Annotated in this window: 20 protein-coding genes; 3 read left to right on the top strand and 17 right to left on the bottom strand. The window is 71.5% G+C overall.

The window, feature by feature from the left end; translation table 11 throughout:
- Position 1: 1 nt before the first annotated feature.
- The 8 genes from IE264_RS12125 to IE264_RS12090 all read right to left on the bottom strand — a co-directional run bounded on the left by IE264_RS12125 (position 2) and on the right by IE264_RS12090 (position 7,394).
- Positions 2-652 carry a DUF6084 family protein gene (locus IE264_RS12125; protein ID WP_032759132.1) on the bottom strand — a complete coding sequence of 217 codons (651 nt, stop codon included), beginning with the start codon at positions 650-652 and terminating at the stop codon, positions 2-4.
- Positions 649-1,299 carry a DUF5947 family protein gene (locus IE264_RS12120; RefSeq protein WP_032759134.1) on the bottom strand — a complete coding sequence of 217 codons (651 nt, stop codon included), beginning with the start codon at positions 1,297-1,299 and terminating at the stop codon, positions 649-651. Before IE264_RS12120 ends, IE264_RS12125 begins: the two co-directional genes overlap by 4 nt.
- Positions 1,296-2,207 carry a NifU-related iron-sulfur-binding protein gene (locus IE264_RS12115; protein WP_032759135.1) on the bottom strand — a complete coding sequence of 304 codons (912 nt, stop codon included), beginning with the start codon at positions 2,205-2,207 and terminating at the stop codon, positions 1,296-1,298. Before IE264_RS12115 ends, IE264_RS12120 begins: the two co-directional genes overlap by 4 nt.
- 51 nt (positions 2,208-2,258) lie before the next feature.
- Complete coding sequence (locus IE264_RS12110) at positions 2,259-4,049, bottom strand: nickel-dependent hydrogenase large subunit (RefSeq protein WP_032759136.1); 1,791 nt, start codon at positions 4,047-4,049, stop codon at positions 2,259-2,261.
- A gap of 78 nt (positions 4,050-4,127) precedes the next feature.
- Positions 4,128-5,210, bottom strand: coding sequence for an NADH-quinone oxidoreductase subunit B family protein (locus IE264_RS12105; RefSeq protein ID WP_032759137.1), 1,083 nt, complete (start codon positions 5,208-5,210; stop codon positions 4,128-4,130).
- A gap of 194 nt (positions 5,211-5,404) precedes the next feature.
- Positions 5,405-5,968, bottom strand: coding sequence for a type 1 glutamine amidotransferase domain-containing protein (locus IE264_RS12100; protein WP_032759138.1), 564 nt, complete (start codon positions 5,966-5,968; stop codon positions 5,405-5,407).
- 75 nt (positions 5,969-6,043) lie between these two features.
- Positions 6,044-7,159 (bottom strand): glutamate--cysteine ligase 2, encoded by a 1,116-nt coding sequence (locus IE264_RS12095; RefSeq protein ID WP_032759139.1) that lies wholly within the window; start codon positions 7,157-7,159, stop codon positions 6,044-6,046.
- Between the two features lie 7 nt (positions 7,160-7,166).
- The gene (locus IE264_RS12090; RefSeq protein ID WP_015613081.1) at positions 7,167-7,394 is read right to left on the bottom strand and encodes a DUF5133 domain-containing protein; all 228 of its coding nucleotides are present in this window, start codon (positions 7,392-7,394) and stop codon (positions 7,167-7,169) included.
- Positions 7,395-7,603: 209 nt separating this feature from the next.
- Here IE264_RS12090 and IE264_RS12085 point away from each other — a divergent pair, with 209 nt between their 5' ends.
- On the top strand, positions 7,604-7,855 hold the full coding sequence (locus IE264_RS12085) for a hypothetical protein (protein ID WP_015613080.1): 252 nt from the start codon (positions 7,604-7,606) through the stop codon (positions 7,853-7,855).
- Between the two features lie 92 nt (positions 7,856-7,947).
- On the opposite strand, the gene IE264_RS38400 is transcribed toward IE264_RS12085, so the two are convergent.
- The 9 genes from IE264_RS38400 to IE264_RS12045 all read right to left on the bottom strand — a co-directional run bounded on the left by IE264_RS38400 (position 7,948) and on the right by IE264_RS12045 (position 14,612).
- Positions 7,948-8,076, bottom strand: a complete 129-nt coding sequence (locus IE264_RS38400; RefSeq protein ID WP_015613079.1) for an LPFR motif small protein — start codon at positions 8,074-8,076, stop codon at positions 7,948-7,950.
- Between the two features lie 179 nt (positions 8,077-8,255).
- The gene (locus IE264_RS12080; protein WP_015613078.1) at positions 8,256-8,459 is read right to left on the bottom strand and encodes a cold-shock protein; all 204 of its coding nucleotides are present in this window, start codon (positions 8,457-8,459) and stop codon (positions 8,256-8,258) included.
- A gap of 233 nt (positions 8,460-8,692) precedes the next feature.
- Positions 8,693-9,070 (bottom strand): DoxX family protein, encoded by a 378-nt coding sequence (locus IE264_RS12075; protein ID WP_015613077.1) that lies wholly within the window; start codon positions 9,068-9,070, stop codon positions 8,693-8,695.
- 141 nt (positions 9,071-9,211) lie between these two features.
- A complete protein-coding gene (locus IE264_RS12070) occupies positions 9,212-9,610 on the bottom strand; it encodes a DUF6221 family protein (RefSeq protein WP_015613076.1) in 399 nt (132 codons plus the stop codon).
- 140 nt (positions 9,611-9,750) lie between these two features.
- Positions 9,751-10,206, bottom strand: coding sequence for a VOC family protein (locus tag IE264_RS12065; protein WP_032759140.1), 456 nt, complete (start codon positions 10,204-10,206; stop codon positions 9,751-9,753).
- A complete protein-coding gene (locus IE264_RS12060) occupies positions 10,190-11,797 on the bottom strand; it encodes an MFS transporter (protein WP_015613074.1) in 1,608 nt (535 codons plus the stop codon). Before IE264_RS12060 ends, IE264_RS12065 begins: the two co-directional genes overlap by 17 nt.
- Positions 11,798-11,955: 158 nt before the next feature.
- Positions 11,956-12,969: an NAD(P)/FAD-dependent oxidoreductase gene (locus IE264_RS12055; RefSeq protein WP_015613073.1), complete on the bottom strand. Its 1,014-nt coding sequence runs from the start codon at positions 12,967-12,969 to the stop codon at positions 11,956-11,958.
- A complete protein-coding gene (locus IE264_RS12050; protein WP_032759142.1) occupies positions 12,966-13,493 on the bottom strand; it encodes an isoprenylcysteine carboxyl methyltransferase family protein in 528 nt (175 codons plus the stop codon). The genes IE264_RS12055 and IE264_RS12050 overlap by 4 nt, the downstream gene beginning before the upstream one ends.
- A 66-nt stretch (positions 13,494-13,559) precedes the next feature.
- The gene (locus IE264_RS12045) at positions 13,560-14,612 is read right to left on the bottom strand and encodes a type III polyketide synthase (RefSeq protein ID WP_032759143.1); all 1,053 of its coding nucleotides are present in this window, start codon (positions 14,610-14,612) and stop codon (positions 13,560-13,562) included.
- A 127-nt stretch (positions 14,613-14,739) separates the two neighbouring features.
- Between IE264_RS12045 and IE264_RS12040 the strand changes: the two genes are divergently transcribed.
- The gene (locus IE264_RS12040) at positions 14,740-15,600 is read left to right on the top strand and encodes a UbiA family prenyltransferase (RefSeq protein ID WP_032759145.1); all 861 of its coding nucleotides are present in this window, start codon (positions 14,740-14,742) and stop codon (positions 15,598-15,600) included.
- A 220-nt stretch (positions 15,601-15,820) separates the two neighbouring features.
- Positions 15,821-18,772, top strand: a complete 2,952-nt coding sequence (locus tag IE264_RS12035) for a CARDB domain-containing protein (protein ID WP_032759146.1) — start codon at positions 15,821-15,823, stop codon at positions 18,770-18,772.
- The last annotated feature ends 94 nt before the right edge of the window (positions 18,773-18,866 follow it).

Below are 18,866 nucleotides of genomic sequence, written 5' to 3'. Positions count from 1 at the left end.
CTCACTCCACCCCCTTCGCCCGAGTCGCCTCGGCGGACGCGAGCAGCTCCTCGAAGACCTGCTCCCACGACGGCAGGGCGCGCGCGGAGCGGTAGCGGCGCAGCGATTCGAGGGTGTCCTTGCGCAACCGCAGCCAGCCCGTGTTGGGGAAGTAGGACTCGATCAGCTCCCGCCAGACGTCCACGGGCATCAGGCAGGACGTCTCCTTGTGCCAGGGGATCGGCTCGGCGCGGAAGCCGTTGCGGCCGGTGAACACCGTGCCGGAGAAGAGCATCAGCAGCGGTATCTCGCCGCGCGCGAGGGCCCGGAAGTACGAGGCGGAGGCGACCTCGGTGTCGTAGGTGCAGGGCACCGGGAGGTCGACGTGGGTGGTGCCGGTGAACGCGGGCACGGTGATGGAGGCGTGGGCGAACTGGAGCGGTTTGAGGGTGCTGCTCCAGCGGCTGGGCTCGCCGAACAGGTCGCCCAGCATGTCGACCTCGTCCGGTTCGTAGGTGCGCTGGGCCGGCTCTATCCGGATCTGGCAGCGCAGGGCGACGGCGTGCACGGGCTGGTGGTCGAGCTCCTCGATGCGCAGGTCGAACAGGAGCGTGGGGCTCGCGCCGAAGGGCTCGGGCCGTACGCCGGTGCAGCGGAAGTCGAGATCGGTCACGGGGCGCCCCCGGGGTTCCCCGCACCGGAGGCCCCGGCGGGCAGCGGCCGCGCGCGGGCCGCGACGCGTTCGAAGAACTGCTCGATGTCCGCGCGGGCCTCGGCCCCGCCGTCGAAGCCCTTCCAGTGGAGCCTCATCCGGCCGACGAGTTCGTAGCAGACGTCGATCGGGACGAGGGTGCAGGTCGCGGGCTTTCCCCGCTCGGCGTGGAGCAGCAGCGCCTCCACGTCGTCCTGGAGCAGCCCGGCGAGGCGGGTGGAGCCGATGACGGCGTCCCAGGTGGCGGGGTCGAGTTCGCTCTCGGTCGCTCCGGCGGGGCTCGGGTAGAAGGCGGCGAACCGGTCGAGCGCGGAGTTGCGGAAGAAGAAGGCGAGGCCGACGGGGATCTGGAGCCGGTTCCAGCCGTCGCCGTCGAGGGCGAAGCCGGAGTCGGTGAGGTAGCGGTCCGGGACGGCCCGGAAGCGGCCCTGGCCCGCGCCGGGCCGGGTGAAGAGCAGGTGGCAGGGCGGGCAGCAGCACTTGAGGGAGCGCCGGGTGGTGTCGACGAGGTGCCGGTGCCCGTCCGGCAGCGGCTCCCCGCACAGCTCGCACCGCTCCCCCGGCGGTGGCGGCCGCCGGGTGAACTGGGCGAGCACGCCCGCGCTCACGGCCCTGCCCCCAGCAGCTCGGGCAGCGCTACCCGGACGGCGCCCTCCTCCTCCAGGAGCGGCAGGGGCTCCAGGTGCGTGTGCTCGCCGCGCCCCGCGTGCCGTACGTCGAACCGGGCGGCGCACTCGGCGCAGCTCAGGAACTCCCCGTCCAGGGGCGCGGTGCGCAGGTCGGCCCCGCAGCCGGGGCAGCGGTCGCGGTAGGCGTACAGGTTGCCGGGGAGCCGGACCAGGAGGAGCGCGTTGCCTTCGACGTCGGCGACGCGGGTGGCGTGGTCGCGGGCGGGCAGGGCGGGGGTGGCGAGGGTGTGCCAGTGGGGCGGTTCCCCGTCGGCGGCCGGGGGCGGTGCGCCCGGGGCGTCGGCGGGCGGGTGCGGCAGGATCTGCAGCAGGGGCTGTCCACCGGCGGCGGGAGCCTCGGCGACCCCTTCGACCTCGATGTTGGCGATCTCCGGGGCGAGGCGGGCGACGGCCTCCTCGATGGTCCAGCGCACGGTCTGGGTGGAGGACGGGCAGCCGTCGCAGCTGCCGCGCAACCGCAGGCGCAGGGTGGGCCCTTCGGGCGCTTCGGTGTCGAGTCCGGCGACATCGACGTCGCCGGCGTGCGAGCCCAGGTAGGGCCGGACCTTGTCGAGTGCGCGGCCGACCCGGGTCATGGTGTCCTCGGGGTGCAGGTCGTGCAGGATCAGCAGGTCCCCGACGAGTTCGTCGGCGGTGAGCACGGCGAGCGGGTCGGATCCGGCCGGGGCGGCGCGCAACAGCCGTACGGTGCGGGCCAGGCCCTCTCCGTAGAACTCGACGACGCTGCGTACGAGTTCGTCGGCCGTCTCGCGGGCCTGGGGTCCGGCCTCGCGTCCCAGTCGGTCCAGCAGTTCACCGATGCGTGCACCGGGGTCGGCTCCCGCCATCGTGGGCCCCTTTCCTGGAGTACGGGGTCGGCTGCCTGTCCCGTACGGGGGTCAGCCGCCCGCCAGTCCGCTCAGCCCGGTCGGCATATGGGTCTGCTCGACGGTCCGGCCGCCGCCGACGTACATGTGGACGCCGCACGGCAGGCACGGGTCGAAGCTGCGGACGGCCCGCATGATGTCGATGCCCTTGAAGTTCTCGGGCGGGTTCTCCTCGAAGATGGGGGTGTTCTGGACGGCGTCCTCGTACGGTCCGGGGGTGCCGTAGCTGTCGCGGACGCTGCCGTTCCAGGGGGTCGGCGGGTAGGGGTGGTAGTTGGCGATCTTCCCGTCCCGGATGACCATGTGGTGGGAGAGGACGCCGCGTACCGCTTCGGTGAATCCGACGCCGATCGACTCGTCGGGGACGTCGAACTGCTCCCAGGTCTGGGTGCGTCCGGCGCGGACCTCCTCCATCGCCTGCTCGGCGAAGTGGAGGGCGGCGGCGGCCGCGTACGCCTGGAAGTAGGTGCGGGCCCGGTTGCGTTCGATGGCGTTGGACCACTGCGGGATCTTCCACTCCAGCGCCATCTCCGGCTTGGTCATGGTGCGCGGGAGGTTGATCTGCACGCTGTGGCCGGTGGCCTTGATGTAGCCGATGTCGACGAGTCCGGACAGGGCCGTGGACCAGAGGCGGGCGATGGGGCCGCCGCCGGTGTCCAGGGCGAGGTGGTCGGTGCCGTCGAACCAGCGCGGTGACATGACCCAGCTGTACTTGTCGTCGAAGTCCCGCTTCTGCGGGGCCGGGATGGTGTGCTGGTTCCAGGGGTGGCGTTCGTCCAGCTCGTTGCCGAGGGGGTCGCGCTCCACGAACTTGCCCATGCCCGCCCAGTCCTCGTAGTACGAGCTGCCGAGCAGGATACGGATGCCGAGGTTGATGTCGACGAGGCTGCTGGTGACGAGCTTGCCGTCCACGATGACGCCGGGGGTGACGAACATCCGCCGGCCCCAGTCCTCCATGTTGGCGTACGTGAAGTCGCAGTACTCCGGGTCGTTGAGCGCTCCCCAGCAGCCGAGCAGGATGCGCCGGCGGCCGACCTCCTCGTACCCGGGCAGTGCCTCGTAGAAGAAGTCGAAGAGGTCGTCGTGGAGCGGGACGACCCGCTTCATGAACTCCACGTAGCGGGTGAGGCGGGTGAGGTAGTCGGTGAAGAGCTGGATGGTCGCCACCGTGCCGACGCCGCCGGGGTAGAGCGTGGAGGGGTGCACATGGCGGCCCTCCATCAGGCAGAACATCTCGCGGGTGTACCGGCTGACCTGGAGCGCCTCGCGGTAGAACTCGCCCTCCAGCGGGTTCAGGGAGCGCATGATGTCGGCGATCGTGCGGTAGCCGTGGTCGGCGGCGTGCGGGGCCTCGGTGCGTGTCGCGAGTTCGAGGACACCGGGGTTGGTCTCGGCGACCATCCGCTCGCAGTAGTCCACGCCGACCAGGTTCTCCTGGAAGATGTTGTGGTCGAACATGTACTCGGCGGCCTCGCCGAGGTTGATGATCCACTCACCGAGGTGCGGGGGCGCCACTCCGTACGCCATGTTCTGCGCGTACACGGAACAGGTGGCGTGGTTGTCACCGCAGATGCCGCAGATGCGGCTGGTGATGAAGTGCGCGTCGCGGGGGTCCTTGCCCTTCATGAAGACGCTGTAGCCGCGGAAGATCGACGAGGTGCTGTAGCACTCCGCGACCCGCTTGGCGGCGAAGTCGATCTTGGTGTGGATGCCGAGGCTGCCGACGATGCGCGTGATCGGGTCCCACGACATCTCCATGAGGCCGTCAGCGTCGACGGCGGGTTTGCCGGTCGCAGTCGCCATGGTCCCGCGCCGCCCTTCTGGTAGGTCGTGCCGCTCGCCCTGGTCCTGCGCCCCACCGGGGTGTCCCGGGGGCGCGGGTCACCACGGCGGCCGGTAGCCGGTCTTGATGGTGTCGGTCCTGGTGCGCCACTTCGGTTCCTTGTCGGCCGTCTTCGCGGTGAAGTGGCGCAGCCGGCGGATGACGGAGCCGTACACGCCGCTCGCCGCCGCGGAGACGTGGCCGCCGGGTGGCTCGTCCATGAACGGCATGAACTTGTCGGGGAAGCCCGGCATGGTGCAGCCGATGCAGATGCCGCCGACGTTGGGGCAGCCGCCGACGCCGTTGATCCAGCCGCGCTTGGGTACGTTGCACTTGACGACCGGGCCCCAGCAGCCGAGCTTGACCAGGCACTGCGGGGAGCCGTACTCGTCGGCGAACTGGCCCTGCTCGTAGTAGCCGGCCCGGTCGCAGCCCTCGTGGACTGTGGCGCCGAACAGCCAGGTGGGCCGCAGCTCCTCGTCCAGCGGGATCATGGGCGCGGCGCCGGCGGCCTGGTAGAGCAGGTACAGCAGGGTCTCGGAGGCGTTGTCCGGGTGGACGGGACAGCCGGGGATGCAGACGATCGGGATGCCCGCCTTCGACTTCCACTCCCAGCCCAGGTAGTCGGGTACGCCCATGGCCCCGGTGGGGTTGCCGGCCATGGCGTGGATGCCGCCGTAGGTGGCGCAGGTGCCGATGGCTACGACCGCCAGGGCCTTGGGGGTGAGCCGGTCGAGCCACTCGCTGGTGGTGATGGGCTGGCCGGTCTCGGGGTCGTCACCGAAGCCGCACCAGTAGCCCTCGGGCTTGATGCGCTCGTTGGGGATGGAGCCCTCGACCACCAGGACGAAGGGTTCCAGTTCGCCCCGGTCGGCCTTGAAGAACCACTCCACGAAGTTGTCGGCGCCCTGAACGGGCCCGCACTCGTAGTCGATGAGGGGCCAGTGGACGGCGACCTTGGGCAGGCCGGGCAGGGCGCCGAGCGCGATCTCCTCGATGCTCGGCTGGGTGGCGGCGGTGAGGGAGACCGAGTCCCCGTCGCAGCTCAGTCCGGCGTTGATCCACAGAATGTGAACCGTCGGGTCTTCCTGAGGTGTGTCCAGTACGTCCGTGTCGGCCGTAGTGGCGGTCGGGGCGTCCATGAGCCCTCCTCGGGTCGGCCCGCGTCAGGAGCTTCTTGCCGGCAGCCTCTTTCCTGGATACCCCGAGGGCGTCCAGGCCGGTAAGTGCGCGGTGGCCCTATTGCCTCCTCGCACCCGTACCGGCGTACGCGTTCGCGGACACGCCGACGGCCCCCGCGCCGCGCGGTGAGCGGGCGGGGGCCGTCGGGCGGGCGTCAGGACCCGGTGAGCACCGCGTCGATCTCGCGGAGGAAGTCGTCCAGGTCGTCGGGCGTCCGCGAGGTGATCAGCGGCCAGCCGCCCTCGTCGTCGCGGACCACCGACTTGTCGACCCAGGTACCGCCCGCGTTGGTGATGTCGGTCTTCAGCGACGCGTACGAGGTCAGGGTCTTGCCCTGGACGTAGCCGCCCTCGACCAGCGCCCACGGGCCGTGGCAGATCGCCGCGACCGGCCTGCCGGAGGCCGCGAACGAGCTGACGATCCGGGTGGTGGCGTCCTGGAGGCGCAGGGTGTCGGCGTTCAGCGTGCCGCCCGGGACGAGCAGAAGGTCGTACGCGGCGGGGTCGACGTCCGCCAGGGTGAGGTCGGGCCGCACGGTGTCGCCGGGGTCGCGGTCGCCCACCAGGGTGCGGATCTCTTCGTCGGAGACCGCTGCCACGCTCACCTGTGCCCCCTTGTCGCGCAGGTGCTTCACGGGGACGACGAGTTCGTCCTGCTCGACCCCGTAGTTGGTGACGATCGCCAGGATCCGGCGGTCGCCGAGACCGGTGGTGGCCATGTGCTGCTCCTTTCCTCTCACGTCATGCGGTCGTGCCGTGCATGTCATGCGGTCGTGTCGTCCGTACGTTCGCGCTCATCCCCCCGTGATCCGGACGCATTCCGCGACGGTGTCGCGGAGGCTTCCGGTCCGCTCCAGGATCTCGCGCTGGACCCTGGCCCCGTTGCCGCGTCGCTCCAGGGCGGCCAGCGCCCTCTCCGCGGCCTTGAGGTCACCGCTGTCCTCCAGCGCGTCCCGCACATGGGCCAGGAGCGCCTGGAGCACGTCGGCCGCGGGCTCGGGCCGGAGCGTGCGGGGGTGGATCAGCCGGTCGTCAAGACCCGAACGGGCCGCCTGCCAGGACGCGACCCGCAACAGCGCCACCTCGGTGTCCATGGGAGGCTCCCCAGCCCGCCACTCCCGCGCGGCCGTCTCCACCAGCGCCCGCACGAGCGTGGCCAGCAGGACCGTGTCCGACGGGTCCAGGCAGACGTCGGCGATCCTGACCTCCACTGTGGGGTAGGTGTCCGAGAGGCGCGCGTCGAAGTAGACCATCCCGGCGTCCTTGAGGACGCCGGTCCCGACGAGAGCCTTCACCTGCTCGTGGTAGCGCTCGGCCGATCCGTGGAGCTCCACGGGCCCCGCCGAGGGCCACCTGCCCCACACCCGGCTGCGGTAGCTGGCGTACTGGGTGTCCTGCGCCTGCCAGAAGGGGGAGTTCGCGCTCAGGGCGAGCAGGACCGGCAGCCAGCCGCGCACCCGGTCGAGGACCGCGACACCCTCCTCGTCCGACTCGACGGAGACGTGTACGTGGCAGCCGCAGGTCAGCTGCTCCTGGGCGGTCAGCCCGTAGCGCTCCGCCATCCAGCTGTACCGCTCGCCCGTCCCGATCGTCGGGCTGACCGGCAGCGGCGAGGTCGCCAGGGCCGCCACCGACGCTCCCACGTCGGCGGCGTGGCGGATCGCCTCGGCCCGCCACCGGTGCACCGCGTCGGCTATCTCGCTCATCTCGCGGCAGGGATGCGTCGCGAACTCCAGCTGCTGGCGGTGCAGCTCAGGCTCGAAGGCCGACTCCCCCTCCGCATGCTTCTCGGCGAGGGCCAGCACGGCCGTGGACAGGGCACGCGCCTCCCCGCTCTCCGGGTCGACCAGCAGCAGTTCTTCTTCCACGCCCACGGTCCGCACCACAGCGCCCGCCCCTTCGGTGTTCATCAGGTGATCAGGCCGACAGGACGGAGTCGTCCTCGGGACGGGCACCCGGCAGCCGGTGCCGGGCGGCGACCAGCGCGCTGTCGACATCGCCCGTGCCCGTCGAGACGCACAGGGTGTAGGCCACGTCGTCCATGCGCTGCCGCGCCTCGGTGGAGCCGCTCTCCGCGTGCAGCAGGCGCAGGGCCTCGTACTGCTCGACCAGATTGCGCAGCACCGTCGGGTGGGCCATCAGCATGCGGGTGATCCTTCCGCGTGATTCTTCTCAGAAAAGTCGTGTGCCCAGGAGGGGCACAGCCCCGAGTACCCCCGCCCGGGCGAGCCATACCCCGGTGTGAGGTGTGTCCTGCGCCCGTCCTCAGGTGAATCGTTCGCCCGGCAGGGGGTACCCAGCATGACGAACGATTCGTCCTCGGGCATTCCGGGGCAGCACGGAAGGAAGCTCTCATGACCGACCGCAGGCCGGAAGGCACCGCCTACACCGGGGCTTCCGGCAGCCCGCCCCCCGTACCGGCGGACCTGCCGGACCAGCAGACCCAGGAGGGGGAGGACCCCCTCGACATACCGGTGCCGGACCGGGTCGCCCGCGAGAGCGGCGACGGGCCCGACCCGGACGAGGCCGGTTCCGGCCGGGAGAAGCCGCGCAACGCCGGCGTGCACCCCGAGCGGCATCCGACACCGGACGAGTCGCCCGGGTAGCCGCCCGTCACGGGCGCGCAAGACGTACACATGCCCGTGCCCCCGGTCCTTTCGTGGACCGGGGGCGCGGGCATGTGTACGTGTCAGGCGTGTCAGTGGTGTCCGCGCGCCGTGCTCGACGCACCTCCGAAGAGGCGGGCGAGGGCCCGGAAGGGCAGCGTGACCACGGTGGCGATGGCTCCTCCGACGGATCGCAGCACATCGGCGACGGCCTTCAGCATGGGATGTCCTTCCTGCTCGTCCCGGAAGCTCCGGGATCTTCGGCTGGGACACCCCGGGTACCCGGCCCGCGCCGCCCCAACCGGATCGGGCCGATCCGTTCGGGGCGACGGGCGCCGGACGTCCTCGGGCCCCCGGGACGCATCGCGTCCCGGGGGCCCGAGGAACCGTTCGACCTGGATCAGGCGGCGGTGATGTTCTCCGCCTGCGGGCCCTTCTGGCCCTGGGTGATGTCGAAGGTCACCGCCTGGCCTTCCTGGAGCTCACGGAAGCCGGTGGAGTTGATGTTGGAGTAGTGCGCGAAGACGTCGGGGCCGCCGCCGTCCTGCGCGATGAAGCCGAAGCCCTTTTCCGAGTTGAACCACTTGACGGTTCCGCTGGCCATGCCTGTACCTCTCAGCAGTAAACGGATCCGCACCGCGCGGACCCGGAGGTGATCGCCCTGGTTCTCAGGCACTGCACAGCAAAACGCCCGCGCCAGGCGCGGGCAGGTACTGCGAACCACGACATCTTCCGGCGACGCTACACGGCGGGATCACTCCTCACCAGAGAGCAACGCCATTTTGCTGTGGATCTTCCTCCCGGCGGTTGGCTCGAACCACACCGACTGCGCCCCGTTCAGGGCGTGTCGGCACCCCGGGCGACACTGCGCGCCCACAGGACGAGCGGCACCTGAAGGGGCAGTCTGGCGAGGGCGGCGGCCCGCTGCGGCCGGGGCCGTCGGCGCCAGTCCACGGCCATCTGCACATTGGCCGGAAACACTCCGACGAAGAAGCCCGCGGTGGCCCGGGCGGCGGCGCTCCGTGTGCGGGGGTGCGCTATGCCCGCGGCGAGGGCGAGTTCGACCACTGCGCTCGCGTACGTCCAGGTTCGGGGCGCTCCGGGCAGGACCCGGGGCACGGTGGCGTCGAACGCCTTGGGGACGGCGAAGTGGAGCACCCCCGCTCCCGCCATGAGTCCGGCGAGCAGCAGGGGGGAACGCGTCCGGCGGGACATGGGATCTCCATACGTGGTCAGGTGGCCCGGAACCTCGACTTACTTGCGAGTAAGTTACCGGTTCCGGGCGCAGCCCGCTCCCCGTCCGCCGGTTGGACCCTGTCCGTCGGATGAACCGGGCTGTCCGTCGATGGACGGTGGCTACTGGATGAACCGGGGCAGCCACCGCGCCTGGTAGTCCGGGTGCCCGGCGTACTCGGCGGCCAGCTGGCGGACGGCGAAGCCCAGGCCCACCGCCCGGCCGGAGCGGAAGTCCTGGGCCGGGCGGTCGGTGTCCAGCTCGGCGACCTCGACGTACTCGCCCAGCAGCACCCGGTGCGTCTCGATGCGCTCCAGGGTGCGCGCGGGGTCCTGCAGGGCGATGTGGTGGTCGAAGCCCTGGTCCCGCACCGTGAACGCGACGCCGCCCCTGCGGTCGTGGACCTCGCCGGGCACATCGGCCGGGCACCGCCATCGGTCCCCGCCGGCAGCCAGGGCGACCTGTTCCTCATCGGCTAGACGCGCCCGGACGAAGGCCACCATGTCTGTGTTGCCGGCCATTGGATGCTGCTCCCTCGTGTGCATGGATCACTGCGGTGATACGGGGAGCATTGTCGTGGACCGGGGCGGCACGATCCACCGCGGCGGGCAGTGTGTGGGGCGGTGGGCGGGTGTGCGAGCGACAAAGGGGACGGAGCGGTTCAGTCGGTGGGCTCCACGGCCCCCTTCGCGGCGAGGTCGGCGAGGACCTTGTGCAGGGGTTCGGTCAGCCGGCGGCGGTACTCCTGTACGGCCCAGCCGTTGCCGTCCGGGTCGGTGAAGTACATGAACGTGGCCCCGTCGTCGGGGGCGTACCGCTGGGGCTCGGAGACCTCGACCCCTCGGGCGACGAGCTCCGCGTGGGCGGCGTCGATGTCGGTGACGCAGAGCTGGAGGCCGTGGTACGTGCCCGGTTGCGGGTCTCCCGTCGGGTTCGGCACGCCGTCGGTCAGGGCGATCGAGCAGCCCGAGCCGGGCGGGGTGAGCTGGACGACGCGCGCGCCCGGCATCACCTCGCCGTCGATGTCGACGTGGAAACCGATCTTGTCGCGGTAGAAGTCGCGTGCCCGGTCCAGGTCGGTCACCGGGAGCACGATCACTTCAAGGGTCCAGTCCATGGCTGTGGGGGCCTTTCGCTTCATCGGGAGGTACGGGGGTGGCATCGGCCCGGCCGGGCGATGTGCTGCCCTGGAGCCGGGCCAGGTCGGAGGGGCGGACCTGGATGACCAGCAGGGCGACCAGGGCGGCGAAGACGGCGAAGCAGGCCGCGACGACGAAGGCGCTGGAGACACCGGAGGTGAGGACTTCGTCCCCCCAGGGCGGTGGCAGCTCCCCGGTCCTGCGGAACTGCAGCAGCTGGGCCGGGGTGGCCTGCTCCAGGAAGCCCGGTACCTGGTTCTTGGCCTCGTTGCGGCTGGCCGTGCCGAACATCGTCACCAGGATGGAGAGTCCGAGGGAGCCGCCCACCTGCTGGGTCGCGTTGAGGATGCCGGACGCGGCGCCCGCCTCCTTCGGGGCGACGCCCGACACCGCCATCAGGGTCAGCGAGACGAACTGCATGCCCATGCCGAGGCCGAAGACGAGCATCGGGCCGAGGATGGAGCCGAGGTACGTGCTGTGGACGTCGGTCAGCGTGAGCCAGCCGAGCCCGATGGCGGCCAGCAGCGCGCCCGTCACCATGAAGGGTTTGGGCCCCCACCGGGGCAGCAGCTGGGAGGCGAAGCCCGCGCCGACCGCGATGATGGCGCTGACCGGCAGGAAGGCGAGTCCGGCCCGCAGCGGGCTGAAGCCGAGCACGTTCTGCACGAAGAGCGTCAGGAAGAAGAACATCCCGAACATCGCCGCGGCCAGGCTCAGCATCATCGCGTAGGTCCCGGCGCGATTGCGGTCGCGGAACATCCACAGCGGGGTGATCGGCTGGCGGGAGCGGCTCTCGATGAAGATGAACAGGGTCAGGAGCACCAGTGCCACGGCGAAGGAGCCGAGGGCGACCGGGTCGGTCCAGCCGTCCTCGGAGGCGCGGATGAAGCCGTAGACCAGCAGCACCATGCCGACCGTGGAGGTCAGGGCGCCGAGGACGTCGAAGTGGCCCGGGTGGCGTTCGGACTCGCGGATGTAGCGGGGCGTGGCGAACGCGATGAGCAGGCCGATGGGGATGTTCACGAAGAGCACCCAGCGCCAGTCGAGCCATTCGACGAGCAGCCCGCCCGCCAGCAGCCCGATCGCGCTGCCGCCCGCCGAGACCGCGGCGAACACCCCGAACGCCCTGTTGCGTTCGGGGCCCTCGCGGAAGGTCGTGGTGATCAGCGACAGGGCGGTCGGCGAGGCGATGGCGCCGCCGACGCCCTGGAGCGAACGGGCGGCCAGCAACTGCCAGGACTCCTGGGAGAGTCCGCCGAGCAGCGAGGCGAGCACGAAGAGCAGCACACCGAAGATGAAGACGCGGCGGCGGCCGAGGATGTCACCGAGCCGCCCGCCGAGCAGCAGGAGTCCGCCGAAGGTCAGCGTGTAGGCGTTGACCACCCAGGACAGGTTCTCGGTGGAGAAGCCCAGGGACTCCTGGATGTGCGGGAGGGCGATGTTGACGATGGTGATGTCGAGAACCACCATCAGCTGGCACGAGGCGATGACCAGAAGTGCCAGTCCGCTGCCCCGGCCCCGCTGATCGGGCCGGGCAGTCTTCCCGGGTGTCGCGTGGGAGCCCGTCATAGGTGGGTTCGTCTCTCGTTCCGAGGGCGCTGCGCCCCACAGGGGCGGTCGGTATCTCCGTCGGCCGGATGAACGCGGGCGTTCACCCGATCGACGTTATGACGGAACGCGGAGCCCCGCCATTCGGTCACCCGGGGGCCGGACCGGACTGTGCCCGCTCACTGGAGCGCGCGGACCGCCGTACGGAAGAGGGCGGGTGCGCGATGGGCCGCGGCTACGACCAGCCGGCGCGCTCCGGGACGGTCCGCGACGCCCAGCAGGGCCTGGGTGAGCAGCCGGTAACGGCGCGTCGCCCGCGTCCACCGCGCCGGATAGTCCTCCGGGCGTCCCGCGGCCAGGCAGTCGACGGCGGCCGTCGCGGTGGCCACGGCCAGGGCGATGCCCTCCCCGGTGAGGGCGTCGGTGTAGCCCGCCGCGTCGCCGACCAGCAGGACACGCCCGGCCCGCGGTCCCCGCGCCCGCTGCCGCAGCGGCCCCGCCCCGCGTACGGGGGTGGCGTCGGGGCCGGTCAGCCGGGCGGCGAGAGCCGGGAAGGCGGCCAGGTGGTCCTCGTACGGGCGGCGGTCGCGGCTGAGCACCGCCACGCCCACCAGCCGCTCCCCGACGGGGGTCACGTACGCCTCGCCGTACGGGGACCAGTGGACCTCGACCAGGTCCGTCCACGGGGCCAGACGGTAGTGGCGGCGCAGCCCGTAGCGGCCGGGCCCGGGGACGGGACGGTCGAGGCCGAGGGCGCGCCGCAGCGGCGAGTGGAGCCCGTCGGCGGCGATGAGCCAGCGCGCGGTGAGGCCGGCGGCGGTGACGGTGTCCCGGCCCTGGCGGACCTCCCGCACCTTGCCCTCCACAATGCGTACGCCGAGGGCTTCGGCCCGTGCGTGGAGGGCCGCGTGCAGTTCGGTGCGCCGCACGCCGAGCCCGTACGCGCCCCGGAACGCCGCCTCCGCGCTGCGCCGGCCGTCGGTGTACCGGATGCCGCGCAGGGGGTGTCCGGCCGGGCGCACGCCCAGCCGGTGCAGGGCCGCGAGGCCGCCGGGCATGATGCCCTCGCCGCAGGCCTTGTCGACGGGGGCGGGGCGGGGTTCGACCACCACCGCCTCCAGACCGGCCTGTGCGGCCCGGATCGCGGCGGCCAGCCCGGCGGGGCCGCCCCCGGCGACCAGGATGTCGATCACACCCGTACGCCCGCCGCCGGGAGGCGGGCCAGCGCCTCGTCCTCGCACCGGATCCGGACGGCCATCAGGACGGCGTTGAGCAGGGTGAAGACCAGGGCGGTCACCCACGCCCCGTGCACGAGGGGCAGCGCGATGCCTTCGGCGGCGACGGCGACGTAGTTGGGGTGGCGCAGCCAGCGGTAGGGGCCGCCGGACACCAGGGGCAGTCCGGGGACGACGATCACGCGGGTGTTCCACCGGGGGCCGAGCGTGGTGATGCACCACCAGCGGAGCAGTTGCGCGGCGACGACGACGGCCGCCGTGGTCCAGCCGACGGCGGGCAGGAAGGGGCGGTCTGCGAGGTGGACCTCGGCCAGGCACCCGGCGAGCAGGGCGGTGTGCAGGACGACCATCGCCGGGTAGTGGCCGCTGCCCGCCTCGGTGCCGCCCCGGGCCAGGCTCCAGCGGGTGTTGCGCCGGGCGACGACGAGTTCGGCGAGGCGCTCGACGGCGACGGCGAGCACCAGGGCGGTGTACCAGATCATGCGGCGCTCCAGTTCGTGTGCGGGCCGGAGGGTGCCCGGCGGGGCGGGTGGTCGGCGTGCTCCCTCCTACCAGCGCAGCAGCACCAGTTCGCAGCAGAAGCCGGGGCCCATGGCCAGCAGGAGCCCGGGGGTGCCCGGTTCGGGGCGGCGGTGTTCGAGGGTGTCCCGCAGGACGTGCAGGACCGAGGACGAGGACAGGTTGCCGACGTCGGCCAGCGAGCGCCAGGTGACGTCGAGCGCCCCGTCGGGCAGGTCGAGGACCTCGGTGACGGTCTCCAGGACCTTGGGCCCGCCCGGGTGGCAGACCCAGTGGGCGATGTCCTTCGGTTTGAGGCCGTGTTCGGCGAGGAACTCCCGTACGTCGTCGGCGAGGTACTGGCGTACGACGTCGGGCACGGCCGGATCGAGGACCACGCTGAATCCGGTGGAGCCGACGGACCAGCCCATCACGTGCTCGGTCTCGGGGTACATCCGGCTGCGGGTGGCCACGATCTCGGGTCCGGAGACGGCCCGTCGCCCGCCGAGGGCGACCACCGCGGCGGCCCCGTCGCCGAAGAGGGCGGTGGCCACCAGGTTGGCGGGCGTCACGTCGTGGCGCTGGAAGGTGAGGGAGCACAGCTCGACCGAGAGGAGCACGGCGACGTCGTCCGGGTGGCCGAGCAGGTAGTCGTGGATCCGGGCCACGCCGGCCGCTCCGGCGACACAGCCGAGGCCGAAGACCGGCAGCCGTTTCACGTCGGACCGCAGGCCGAGGCGGGCCACCAGCCGGGCGTCGACGGAGGGGGCCGCGATACCGGTGACGGAGGTGAACATCAGCAGGTCCACATCGGTGGGCCGCAGCCCCGCCGCCCGCAGTGCGCCGCGTACGGCCTGGCCGCCGAGGTCGACGGCCGAGCGGATGAACACGTCGTTGGCGGCGCCGAAGCCGTCCAGGTCACGGTATCCGTCGAGCGGCAGCACGGTGTGCCGGGTGCGGACGCGGGCGTTCTCGTGGAGCCGGTCCAGGACGCGGCGGTCGGCGCCGGGCGGCAGACAGGTGTCGGCCACCATGTCGGTGACCTCTCGTTGGGTGTGGCGGTGGGGCGGCAGGGCCCCGTGGGCCGCGGCGATCCGGGTCATTGCGGCTCCTGCGTCGGGGACGTCATCGCCCCATCCTGACCGGAAAGACCCGAATTTCCCGGTAAAGGAACCGCGCGGCCGCCGTGTTGACGGGCCCACAGGTCTTTACGCTCGCCCGATGGGCGCTATGGACGGGGCGAGGACATCCGCGACGGCGGTCCGGTGGCCGGGCCGCGCGGCGGGTCTCGCTCTCGCCTGCCATCCGGGGCCGGTGGTCGCGGTGACGGCGCTCGCCTGCGCCCTGGCCGTCGGTGCGGGCCTCTCCCCGGCGCGGCTCGCGCTGGTCGGGGTGGCGGTGCTCACCGGCCAGCTCTCGGTGGGCTGGTGCAACGACGCGTTCGACGCGGGGCGCGACGCCCGCGCCGGGCGGCGGGGGAAGCCGGTGGCCGACGGCGTGGTCCCGGTCCGCGCGGTGTGGGCCGCGGCGGCGGTCGCGCTCGTCCTGTGCGTACCGCTCTCCCTGGCCTGCGGTGTTCTCGCCGGTACGGTGCACCTCGCCGCGGTCGCCGCCGCCTGGCTCTACAACCTGAGGCTGAAGGCGACGGTGCTCTCCTGGGTGCCGTACGCGATCGGGTTCGGCACGCTCCCCGCGGCGGTGACGCTCACCCTGCCGGGCGCGCCCTGGCCGCGGTGGTGGACGGTTGCCGCCGGAGCGCTGCTCGGGTTCGCGGCCCATCTGGGCGACACCCTCCCGGACATCGAGGAGGACCGGGCCGCCGGCATCCGGGGGCTGCCGCACCGGCTCGGCTCGACGGGGACGCGGCTGCTGCTGCCGGTGCCGCTCCTCGCGGCCACGGCCGTCCTGGTGCTCGGTCCGCCCGGTCCGGTGGACGCCCGGTCCGCCGCCGTCCTCGTCCTCGCCGGTGCGGCGGCGCTGCTGGGGCCGGTGCTCGGCAGGTGGTGGCACAAGGCCGCGCTGGCGGGAGCGGTGACCGTGGCGGCTGCGGACCTGGCGCTGCTTCTGGCGCGCGGCACAGCGCTGTCCTGAACCCGGCTCCTCGGCAAGCTCTCTGACGGGCCGTCATTCGACATGTCCTCATGACGTGAACATGCGAGAACCGTTGACAAATCAGAAACAGACCAGAAATCTATGAACCGCAGTTCGCAAAAGATTGACTGCATGACTCAAATAACGATGAACACCACGTGCTCCCCCGGCAGCACGACGCCTCCCCCTCCCCCGTCGCCCTGTGGAAGCAGAGGACAGCATGAGATGGAAACGACTCACCGAAAGATCGATCACCGGCCTGCTCATAGCCGGGCTGGTCACCGTCGGCCTTCTGCCCGTCTCGGCAGCGGCGGCTGAGCCGACCGACCTGGCCCGGGGCAAGAGCGTCACCGCCAGCGGATCGCACGGCGGCTTCCCCGTCGTCAACGCCAACGACGGCCAGGTGAACACCTACTGGGAGTCGAACGGGCACCCCTCGAACCTCACGGTGAAGCTGGGCGCCGACGCGGACCTCCAGTCCGTGGTGATCAAGCTGAACCCCGACCCGATCTGGGGTACCAGGACCCAGGACTTCCAGGTGCTCGGCCGGACGCAGAGCGGCACCGCCTTCACCTCGCTCAAGGCCCGCGCCGGCTACGTGTTCAACCCGGCCACCAACCAGAACACGGTGACAGTCCCGGTCAGTGGCCGGGTCGCCGACCTCCAGCTGCAGTTCTTCTCCAACACCGGGGCGCCCGGGGCCCAGGTCGCGGAGATCCAGGTCCTCGGGACTCCGGCACCCAACCCGGACCTGACCGTGAGCGCCCTGTCCTGGAGCCCCTCGGCACCGTCCGAGACCGACGACATCACGGTCCAGGGGACGGTCCGCAACATCGGTACCGCCCCCTCCGCCGCGACCACCGTCAATGTGAGCCTGGGCGGCGTCGTCGTGGGCAGCGCCCCGGTCGGCCCGCTCGCCGCGGGGGCCTCGGCCCCCGTCTCGGTCCAGGTCGGCAAGCGGCCGCAGGGCTCGTACACCGTCTCGGCGCTGGTGGACCCGACCGACACGGTCATCGAGTCGGACAACACCAACAACAGCCGCACCACCGCCTCCCCGCTGGTGGTCGGCCAGAGCCCCGGCCCCGACCTGGAGGTCCGCTCCATCACCTCCAGCCCGTCCAACCCGGCCGTCGGCGCGGCGGTCAGCTTCACCGTGGCCGTACACAACCGCGGCACCAGCGCGGTGAGCGCGGGCACCGTCACCCGGCTGACGGTGGGCTCCACCACCCTCAACGGCACGACCCCGGCGATCCCGGCCGGCTCCACGGTCAACGTCGCCATCGGCGGCAGCTGGACGGCGGCGAGCGGCGGAGCCACGCTGACCGCCACGGCCGACGCGACGAACCAGGTCGCGGAGACCAGCGAGACCAACAACGTGCTCGCCCGCTCCATCGTCGTCGGACGCGGCGCCGCCGTGCCGTACACGGAGTACGAGGCGGAGGACGCCGCGTACCAGGGCACGCTGCTGACGTCGGACGCCGAGCGCACCTTCGGTCACACCAACTTCGCCACGGAGTCCTCCGGCCGCAAGTCGGTCCGGCTCAACTCCACCGGTGAGTTCGTGGAGTTCACCTCGACCAACGCGTCGAACTCGATCGTCGTACGCAACTCCATCCCGGACGCGGCGGGCGGCGGCGGCCGCGAGGCCACCATCAGCCTCTACGCCAACGGCCAGTTCGTCCGCAAGCTCGACCTCTCCTCCAAGCACAGCTGGCTGTACGGGAACACCGACAGCCCGGAGGGTCTCACCAACACGCCGGGCGGCGACGCGCGGCGGCTGTTCGACGAGTCGCACGCCCTGCTCGCCCAGACCTACCCGGCGGGCACCAAGTTCCGTCTCCAGCGGGACTCGGGCGACAACGCCTCCTTCTACATCATCGACCTGATCGACCTGGAGCAGGTGGCGGCGCCCTCGTCCCAGCCGTCGGGCTGTGTCTCCATCACCACGTACGGCGCGGTGGCCAACGACGGCATCGACGACACCGCCGCGATCCAGCGCGCGGTGACGGCGAACCAGAACGGCGAGATCGGCTGCGTCTGGATCCCGGCCGGCCAGTGGCGCCAGGAGCAGAAGATCCTCACCGACGACCCGCTGAACCGGGGTCAGTGGAACCAGGTGGGCATCTCGGACGTGACGATCCGGGGCGCGGGCATGTGGCACTCCCAGCTCTACACGCTGACCCCGCCGCACGAGGCGGGCGGGATCAACCACCCGCACGAGGGCAACTTCGGCTTCGACATCGACGACAACACGAAGATCTCCCACATCGCGATCTTCGGCTCCGGCACCATCCGCGGCGGTGACGGCAACCACGAGGGCGGCGTCGCGCTGAACGGCCGCTTCGGCAAGGACACGAAGATCAGCAACGTCTGGATCGAGCACGCCAACGTGGGCGTCTGGGCGGGCCGCGACTTCGACAACATCCCGGCCCTCTGGGGCCCGGGTGACGGCGTCGAGTTCACCGGCATGCGGATCCGCAACACCTACGCCGACGGCATCAACTTCGCCAACGGCACCCGTAACTCCACGGTCTACAACTCGTCCTTCCGCAACACCGGGGACGACGCGCTCGCGGTCTGGTCCAGCAAGTACGTCAAGGACCAGTCCGTCGACATCGGCCACGACAACAGCTTCCGCAACAACACGATCCAGCTGCCCTGGCGCGCCAACGGCATCGCGATCTACGGCGGCTACGGCAACAAGATCGAGAACAACATCATCTCCGACACCATGAACTACCCGGCCATCATGCTGGCGACCGACCACGACCCGCTGCCCTTCTCCGGGCAGACGCTGATCGCCAACAACGCCCTGTACCGCACCGGCGGCGCCTTCTGGAACGAGGACCAGGAGTTCGGCGCGATCACCCTCTTCCCGCAGAACCTGCCCATCCCCGGCGTCACGATCCGTGACACCGACATCATCGACTCCACCTACGACGGCATCCAGTTCAAGACGGGTGGCGGCGTGATGCAGGACGTCAAGATCGAGAACGTCCGGATCGACAAGTCCAACAACGGCTCCGGCATCCTCGCGATGGGCGGCGCCCGCGGCAACGCGACGCTGACCAACGTGACGATCACCAACTCGCGCGACGGCCATGTACTGATCGAGCCCGGCTCGCAGTTCACGATCACCGGCAGCCCGAGCGGCGCACGCGCCAAGCAGTAGTCCCCGCTGTACGGTTCCCGGGCCGGCGGATCACCCGCCGGCCCGGGAACACCTGTATTCCCGGCCGAAATGGCCCCGCCGCGGCTCTGGGAAG

Origin of the sequence: Streptomyces microflavus (assembly GCF_014650075.1) — a bacterium.
Taxonomy (GTDB): Bacteria; Actinomycetota; Actinomycetes; order Streptomycetales; family Streptomycetaceae; genus Streptomyces; species Streptomyces microflavus.
Note: the sequence above shows the minus strand (reverse complement) of the source record. Positions and strands in the feature narration are given on the sequence as shown.

What these genes read in the sequence shown, in the direction of transcription:
- IE264_RS12070 (WP_015613076.1), bottom strand. Translation starts at nt 9,610, where the DNA reads ATGGCCGGCAACACAGACATGGTGGCCTTCGTCCGGGCGCGTCTAGCC.
- IE264_RS12090 (WP_015613081.1), bottom strand. Translation starts at nt 7,394, where the DNA reads ATGCTGATGGCCCACCCGACGGTGCTGCGCAATCTGGTCGAGCAGTAC.
- IE264_RS12110 (WP_032759136.1), bottom strand. Translation starts at nt 4,049, where the DNA reads ATGGCGACTGCGACCGGCAAACCCGCCGTCGACGCTGACGGCCTCATG.
- IE264_RS12100 (WP_032759138.1), bottom strand. Translation starts at nt 5,968, where the DNA reads ATGGCCACCACCGGTCTCGGCGACCGCCGGATCCTGGCGATCGTCACC.
- IE264_RS12050 (WP_032759142.1), bottom strand. Translation starts at nt 13,493, where the DNA reads ATGATCTGGTACACCGCCCTGGTGCTCGCCGTCGCCGTCGAGCGCCTC.
- IE264_RS12040 (WP_032759145.1), top strand. Translation starts at nt 14,740, where the DNA reads ATGGACGGGGCGAGGACATCCGCGACGGCGGTCCGGTGGCCGGGCCGC.
- IE264_RS12065 (WP_032759140.1), bottom strand. Translation starts at nt 10,206, where the DNA reads ATGGACTGGACCCTTGAAGTGATCGTGCTCCCGGTGACCGACCTGGAC.
- IE264_RS12075 (WP_015613077.1), bottom strand. Translation starts at nt 9,070, where the DNA reads ATGTCCCGCCGGACGCGTTCCCCCCTGCTGCTCGCCGGACTCATGGCG.
- IE264_RS12105 (WP_032759137.1), bottom strand. Translation starts at nt 5,210, where the DNA reads ATGGACGCCCCGACCGCCACTACGGCCGACACGGACGTACTGGACACA.
- IE264_RS12095 (WP_032759139.1), bottom strand. Translation starts at nt 7,159, where the DNA reads ATGAACACCGAAGGGGCGGGCGCTGTGGTGCGGACCGTGGGCGTGGAA.
- IE264_RS12045 (WP_032759143.1), bottom strand. Translation starts at nt 14,612, where the DNA reads ATGACCCGGATCGCCGCGGCCCACGGGGCCCTGCCGCCCCACCGCCAC.
- IE264_RS12060 (WP_015613074.1), bottom strand. Translation starts at nt 11,797, where the DNA reads ATGACGGGCTCCCACGCGACACCCGGGAAGACTGCCCGGCCCGATCAG.
- IE264_RS38400 (WP_015613079.1), bottom strand. Translation starts at nt 8,076, where the DNA reads ATGCTGAAGGCCGTCGCCGATGTGCTGCGATCCGTCGGAGGAGCCATC.
- IE264_RS12085 (WP_015613080.1), top strand. Translation starts at nt 7,604, where the DNA reads ATGACCGACCGCAGGCCGGAAGGCACCGCCTACACCGGGGCTTCCGGC.
- IE264_RS12035 (WP_032759146.1), top strand. Translation starts at nt 15,821, where the DNA reads ATGAGATGGAAACGACTCACCGAAAGATCGATCACCGGCCTGCTCATA.
- IE264_RS12080 (WP_015613078.1), bottom strand. Translation starts at nt 8,459, where the DNA reads ATGGCCAGCGGAACCGTCAAGTGGTTCAACTCGGAAAAGGGCTTCGGC.
- IE264_RS12115 (WP_032759135.1), bottom strand. Translation starts at nt 2,207, where the DNA reads ATGGCGGGAGCCGACCCCGGTGCACGCATCGGTGAACTGCTGGACCGA.